The sequence below is a fragment of the Pseudoalteromonas sp. SR41-4 genome, from assembly GCF_014163985.1.
Taxonomy (GTDB): Bacteria; Pseudomonadota; Gammaproteobacteria; order Enterobacterales; family Alteromonadaceae; genus Pseudoalteromonas; species Pseudoalteromonas rhizosphaerae.
On sequence record NZ_JACJEI010000030.1, the window covers coordinates 49607 to 56035 of the forward strand.

The 6429-nt window shown below is 35.2% G+C and carries 7 protein-coding genes; all 7 read left to right on the top strand.

Annotated elements, in window-relative coordinates; translation table 11 throughout:
- The first annotated feature begins 1066 nt into the window (after positions 1-1066).
- The 7 genes from H5180_RS19175 (at position 1067) to H5180_RS19205 (ending at position 5988) form a co-directional block, all read left to right on the top strand.
- A complete protein-coding gene (locus tag H5180_RS19175) occupies positions 1067-2170 on the top strand; it encodes a replication protein A (RefSeq protein WP_182758869.1) in 1104 nt (367 codons plus the stop codon).
- An 89-nt stretch (positions 2171-2259) separates the two neighbouring features.
- Positions 2260-3381 (top strand): PD-(D/E)XK nuclease-like domain-containing protein, encoded by a 1122-nt coding sequence (locus tag H5180_RS19180; RefSeq protein ID WP_182758870.1) that lies wholly within the window; start codon positions 2260-2262, stop codon positions 3379-3381.
- Between the two features lie 91 nt (positions 3382-3472).
- The gene (locus tag H5180_RS19185) at positions 3473-4189 is read left to right on the top strand and encodes an LPP20 family lipoprotein (protein ID WP_182758871.1); all 717 of its coding nucleotides are present in this window, start codon (positions 3473-3475) and stop codon (positions 4187-4189) included.
- A gap of 5 nt (positions 4190-4194) precedes the next feature.
- Positions 4195-4674 carry a metal-dependent hydrolase gene (locus H5180_RS19190; protein ID WP_182758872.1) on the top strand — a complete coding sequence of 160 codons (480 nt, stop codon included), beginning with the start codon at positions 4195-4197 and terminating at the stop codon, positions 4672-4674.
- Positions 4671-5207: a YbjN domain-containing protein gene (locus tag H5180_RS19195; protein WP_182758873.1), complete on the top strand. Its 537-nt coding sequence runs from the start codon at positions 4671-4673 to the stop codon at positions 5205-5207. The genes H5180_RS19190 and H5180_RS19195 overlap by 4 nt, the downstream gene beginning before the upstream one ends.
- 121 nt (positions 5208-5328) lie before the next feature.
- Positions 5329-5793, top strand: a complete 465-nt coding sequence (locus tag H5180_RS19200; protein ID WP_182758874.1) for a hypothetical protein — start codon at positions 5329-5331, stop codon at positions 5791-5793.
- 36 nt (positions 5794-5829) lie between these two features.
- Positions 5830-5988 (top strand): hypothetical protein, encoded by a 159-nt coding sequence (locus tag H5180_RS19205; protein WP_182758875.1) that lies wholly within the window; start codon positions 5830-5832, stop codon positions 5986-5988.
- Positions 5989-6429: the final 441 nt, after the last annotated feature.

Genomic DNA, 6429 nt, shown 5'->3' on the forward strand with positions numbered 1-6429 from the left:
ATAAGGTTAACAATAAAGGTTAAGATGGTTAATATATAAGGTATAAGGATAAGGCTATAATATTTACACTTAAGGTTATGAAACTTAATACTATTTTATAAAATATCAGATCCACTTTCCAATAGGTTAAGATCAGAGTTCCCCTTTAAGTAGATCGAGTTTCCAATATTTAAATCTAAATACTTTAGTTTTACGCACAGCTTGTACACATTTCTACGGCATTTTAAATATGGGAGATCTGATCTCCCATATTTAAATAGACAAATTTCTCCGCTTAGAGAGATAAAACACGTCAAAAATCTGCTTTTTTATTCAGCTAGATCATGTTTCCAACACTATCAGATCGAATTTCCAACGATTTAGAGGTTTTTATCCACAAGCGTATTTGTGGCTGCCATAAATCCTGCTCCTTTTATGTTTGCATATAAAAATCAGCTAAATTTTGGTTAATATAAAGCTATTAATTAAGATTCAGAACAATATTCCCCTAGTTAAATTCATTGAGTGTAGTGCAAAAATAACAAGGTGTAATTATAAGCGCCTGATTTAATAGTGTTTTCATTTTGAGATCAAATTTCCAACATTTAACTTCTAAAACCTGACTTAGTAAACATATCTTCAGATCATATTTCCAACATTAAAAGTAATGATTTAATATAAATTAATTCGTTTAACAATATCTATAAGCTATTGTTTATTATCAATTTATTATGCCAGATCAATTTTCCCCTATTTAAATTTAGTTCTTACAGTTGCACTTAAAAATAGTGGTGAACCAGATGAGACGGTTACTATGAAGCCATTCAGAACAATATTTCCCTATTTAAAAAGCTTCAGTTTACGAACAAACAAAATATAAGTTTATGTTATTTATAGTATTAAATTCCCAGATCAATTTTCCCCTATTTAAATTACATGAATATGCTTTGAAGGGGAAAGCGCTTTTCGTGTGAGCTAGTCCTTTTATCACTCATGGGGTGCAAACAATAGGTTTTATATAGGCATTGATATTCGTTTAAGTTATAGTTTGTTAAAGCTAATGATAACTTAAATAGGTACTAGCATCGTGGTTTCTAAATTACTTTTAACAAATCTCCCTGATACATTAAAAAAGGATGTTTCTGGCATTACAGATGCTCATGAAATAGAGCAGTTAAATTTATTTGGAGATAATAGAAGTGTTGAAAGCAAGGTTGGAAACACAATCTCCAACAGCTTTAATGCATATGATTTAAGCTCACGATTTCTTAGAAACCGCAAACAAAAAGTAAAAGTAAGTGATAGTCCAAAAAAAATCATTCATGAACGAAGAATATCTGAGCGTCTTGACGGTGTTACATATGAAGGTATTTTGCGTATTTCACCTGCTATATTGAAGGGTAAAGATGATGATTATTTTGCGTGGCCTTCTGATAGAGAAGAAAAAGTTGAACGTTCGTTAATTCGCTTAGCAAGTCAAGGAAAAATAGCTAGAATATCAGGACGAATGGGTGAGCGATATGGCATTTATTTTACGCTGGCTGAGTTAAATAATGAACTAAAATCAGTAAACCAATCTTTAAATCTACAGGAATTAAAAGAGTCATTGCACATATTGAAAGGTGCAGAAATGTCATTGCAATACGACACTTCAACTGATGGTGGCATTACGCAAAGAAATGAGACAACAATGAATTACCTTAGTTCAATTCATTTCTCGACTGTGAAAGGACGGTCAAACATGCGCTGTGTTGCAGTATTGAATGAGCTAATGTCTACACAAATAGAATCAGTTGAGTATAAAAGCTACTACTTCAATCGTACCCAATCATTTAAACGTTCTTTGTCTATTTGGCTTTCTTTTCGATTATATAGGATGTTTAGATACGCAAGCCCATCACATACGCATCATTTCAAATTAGTTAAAACGATGGTTAAATATGGCTCTATAGATAATGAGGATGAAGCAACTAAAAAGCTAATAAGCCTACGCAGGGATATGACTACTACAATGAAGGATTTAATAGCTGCCAACATAATAAGATCTTATGACATTGAAAGTGTAAAAGATGAGTCTAATTCAATAGTTGATTATATATATACCCTATACCCAACAGATAAATTCTGTTTTGAAATTTTAGAGCTGAACAAGCACCACAAAATGATTACAAGCAAGTCTCAGAATATTTAAGTTGTTGAAATTATAAAACTTCCTGTTCGGTAGCCAGATTTTTAGATTTTGGCATTATGGTTGACATAAATAGTTAAAGGGCTAAATAAATGTCACCTGCAAAATGCTTTAATTATGATCTTGATGAGACTCAAGTATCTGTTACAAATAACGAAATTGACCTTGAGCCTAATTTTAGTAATTGGGTTGAAAAAGCCATACAGACTTTCGGTGCTAATGGAGAGCCTAACTATATTGATTCTCAAGGTGAGTTAATCGAAGGCATTTACATTGATATGCCTAACGATTTGTATCATAGCCTCCCTGCTTTAAGCTCATCTCAACTTAAAGAATTTAATGAATCACCGCCTCATTATTACCGTAGATATCTCTCAGGTATTGAGGTTAAGCGCACTCTTCAAACTAAACGCACATTAGATGCAGGTACACTTGGGCATGAACTAATTCTTGAACCAGAAGACTTTTATAATAAATACTTCAGAGAATTATTACCAATCGATGAGCCCGATGCATTGCATACTGAGGCGCAAATCAAAGCTGAGCTGGAAAGGCTTAACCTAAAAACAACAGGAAGTAAGGCTGTTAAAGCTGAGCGATTGGTTCAACACGATCCAAATGCTAGAGTTTTTGAACATTTACTACGACTTAATCGCGAAAAAGAGGGCGCACAAAGCACCGCAGTAATAGAAGGCGAAGAAAAAACATTGTATGGCGGTAAGCTTGGTGTTGATGGCCAAGTGTGGGATAGCGCTATACGAATTGTTAAATCTTTAAAAAATGAACCACAAGCTGATGCATACATTAATTATGGCTTACCAGAAGTTGCCATTATTTCACGCTGCCCACGTTCAGGTTTACTTTTGAAGGTAAAATTCGATTGGCTTAGGTTTGATGATGAAGCCGCTGATGTAAAAACTACTCGCTCTGCTAATCCAGATGATTTTTCAAGACAAATGCGCTCGTTGAAATACGACCTACAGCAAGCTTTTTATACTTATGTAGCAAGTTTGGTGGGTATTCATATTCGTCGCTTTTTGTTTGTTACTGTCGAATATGCGTCAGCAGATTATTGCCAACTATTCAAAATTAAAGATACTCGCCTTGCTAAAGCGTTTGAAGAAATGCATCAAGCCAAAGATGAATTCGTAGAATGTAAACGCACGGGGAAATGGTTAAGCCGCTACAGTGGCTCAGTTATAGAATTAGATTAAAAAATTTACAATGTAGTTTTTGGGTAGCTGTAATTTTATAAATTGTTGTTGCTCGATGTTAATATTCAACTTTAAAACAAGGTATACATCCATGAAATTGAAAATAACTTCGCTAGCGATAGGTCTAGCTATTTTATCTGGTTGTTCATCAAATGATGATATGGCAGATAGACTTGAAGCACTTGAAAATCAACGAGCTGCAAACGAAGCTGCGCAACTAGAAAAATCAACTGTACAGCAAGAAAAAGAACTTGAAGCTTTACCTGAGTGGGTACTCTCACCACCAGCGTCCGATTCAACCGGGTTTTATGGTGTTGGTATTGCACAATCAAAACAACTTAATCATTCTCGTCGTGCCGCACGATTACAGGCTGAATTTGAATTGGCTAAGCAAACAGGCCAAGAGTTCTCTGGTTCAGAACGTTCGTTTGAGCAAGGTGGTGCAAGCGGTGAAGTTAATACGCAAACTACATTTTTAATCGACCAAATAGTAGATTCGATACCGGTAGTGGGTTACCAAATAGTAGATCAAAAGCTCACGACTATTAACGGTCAATTCCACGCGTATACGTTACTGAAGTTGCCGTATGAAGAATTTAATAAAGCATTACAGCAATTGAAAGCGAAGAGTAATAATAACGCTGTTCTAAAGCAATTTGATGACTTGGAAAGACGCTTAGGTAAGCGTCGTGCTGAGAAGGAAAAAGCCACTCAAGCTGAGCACAACCGTGAATTAGAATTAATTGAAGCTCGTACAAAAGCTTTAAATCCAAGCACTGAAACTAAAAACAATTCTACTAAAGGTTAAAGGCAATGATGTTTAAAAGCCACCTTGCAATAGCGGCTGGTGGCTATCTCGTAGCTTTAGACTTTTTGAGTGATAAATTCGAACAAATCAACTCACAATTAATACTTGGTGGAGCATTAACTTTAATTGGCGCTTCGTTGAACGATCTTGATCATCCAGGTTCGTTCATCGGTAAGCGGCTTAAATTTATCTCTATTCCAATAAGCTTTATTTTCGGCCATCGAGGACTGACACACAGCATAATCCCCTTGGTCGTTATTCTGCTTTTATATGGGCAATCTGCTCCGTACTGGCTGCTATGGCTTTGCTTCGGCTATGCAATGCATTTGGTTGGTGATTATCTTACTGATAGCGGGATTCCTCTGTACTACCCGATAACGAATAAGCGGTTTAAATTTTTATTAGTAACTAAAACCAACACTATTGGTGAGCCAATATTAGTCACTGTTTTTTTAGTTGCATGTTTTCTATGGGTGTTTTTATGAATAAAAAATCTTTTGATAAAGATAGTAATCCATTTGGTTCAGATCTGAATGAAGACCTGTGCCAAATAATGTCTTCTGGGCACTACCAGCCCGGCGAAATAATTGAGAACGTTACGATGTTTGATGTTACACAATTAATCGAAGAGGTTGTTCTTGAGGATGCAATTTATGAAAAAAACAGAATTTTGTATAAATTAGACTATTTCGATTTAATCGTCAGACCTCTTGAAGCGGTTACCAGTTGGAGTGGTGAAGAAACCGTTAGTAGCCTTTATTTTGAAAGCAGAGTAAAGAATTTTTCATTCTTTGATTATCAGTTACTTTCTGAGTTCAATCTACGGTACAAGCTTTTAAAAGTATTTATTAACAATGAAAATCAGCTTTGCTTTTGTTTCCCTTTGATTTTAGAAGGCGTCACTACAGAGCATTTGCTTGGTGCAATACACTCTTACATGACTGATTTGCAGAGTGCTCGTAAAATGATTAAAGAGCTTGTATGCATAAAAGATATTAACACTTCACCAAAACATTAAATGTTTAATAACACATTAGGCGAAGCATGAGGCCACGCCTAATTTGACCATTCTAGTTTAGTGGCCTGATTTTTCATATTGTATAAATTAGTGCTCTGTTCTTTTCTTAAAGGTAATTATTATGAAAAATTCTAACAATACGAAATATTCTGATGTTCAGGTTGAGTTTTTAAGTTTGAATGTGAATCAATATTCTTTGGCAGAGCTTACTAAGCTTTACAATTCAACATTTAAAACTTTCAAATCAGATACAGCTATAAAAAACACGCTGTATCGCAACAATATAAAGCGACCAAAAGCAAAGGGTATAAGTGAAGATGTGCTTAAGGCCTTTTTTATGGCAAATACAAATTGCACTGCTGATGAGTTAACGCGACGATACAATAAGAACTTCGCAAGCAACCTATGCACAGCATCAATTAGAATTAAACGCAGAAAGTATGTTGAAAAAGTAGTAGAAGAAGAGGAGAGAACACTAGCGTTTACAAAGTATGATGAAAATTTGAACCCACATATAAAAGAATTAATATCGTCAAACTGGGGGTTATTGCTCAGCAAGCAGCCCGCAAGAAAGAGCGCAGCTTAAATGCCTGTGACAAATTAAGATAAAAAGGAGTTTGAAATGTTTACAGATCAACAAAAACTATCATGTGCCGTTGGTGAGTTAGTTCATAGCTTAGGGAATTTGATTGTAGATAAAGATATGTGCTTAGGAGGCTTAACTGTGTCAGATGGGGAGATATTGCAAGCACTAGGCAAACGCTACGAACGAAAGAACTAAGTGATGATAACCTAGCGCTTCAAAGTGCAGGAATAAAACCAAGTTTACATTCACGAGCTGAAATTGTTGAGATGGCAGAGGCTATATTGCTAAAAGATTCTTAAAGCACAGGCAGTTAAATCATACTCATTGCTACAGCATTAAAAACAACTGTTTAATCGCTTATAGTTAATAAAGTAAGTTGGTGATAGATACATGATTATGTTTGAAATAGAGAAAGCTGGCCCCTGTTGCCGGCTTTTTTATTGTCAATTCAATGAAGAACCATTAAACCTGTTAAAAAAGGTGAGTCTGAGTGAATTAGTCTGAGTGAATTAGTGTGATTACCAAGGGATTATGTCGGTCTAATTACCGAGCGACTTTGTCGTAAATAGCATATCAGCCAGTTGCTAAACTGGCTACCTTTTATGCCGATTCAGCCAGAGCATTAGATTTTTCGAC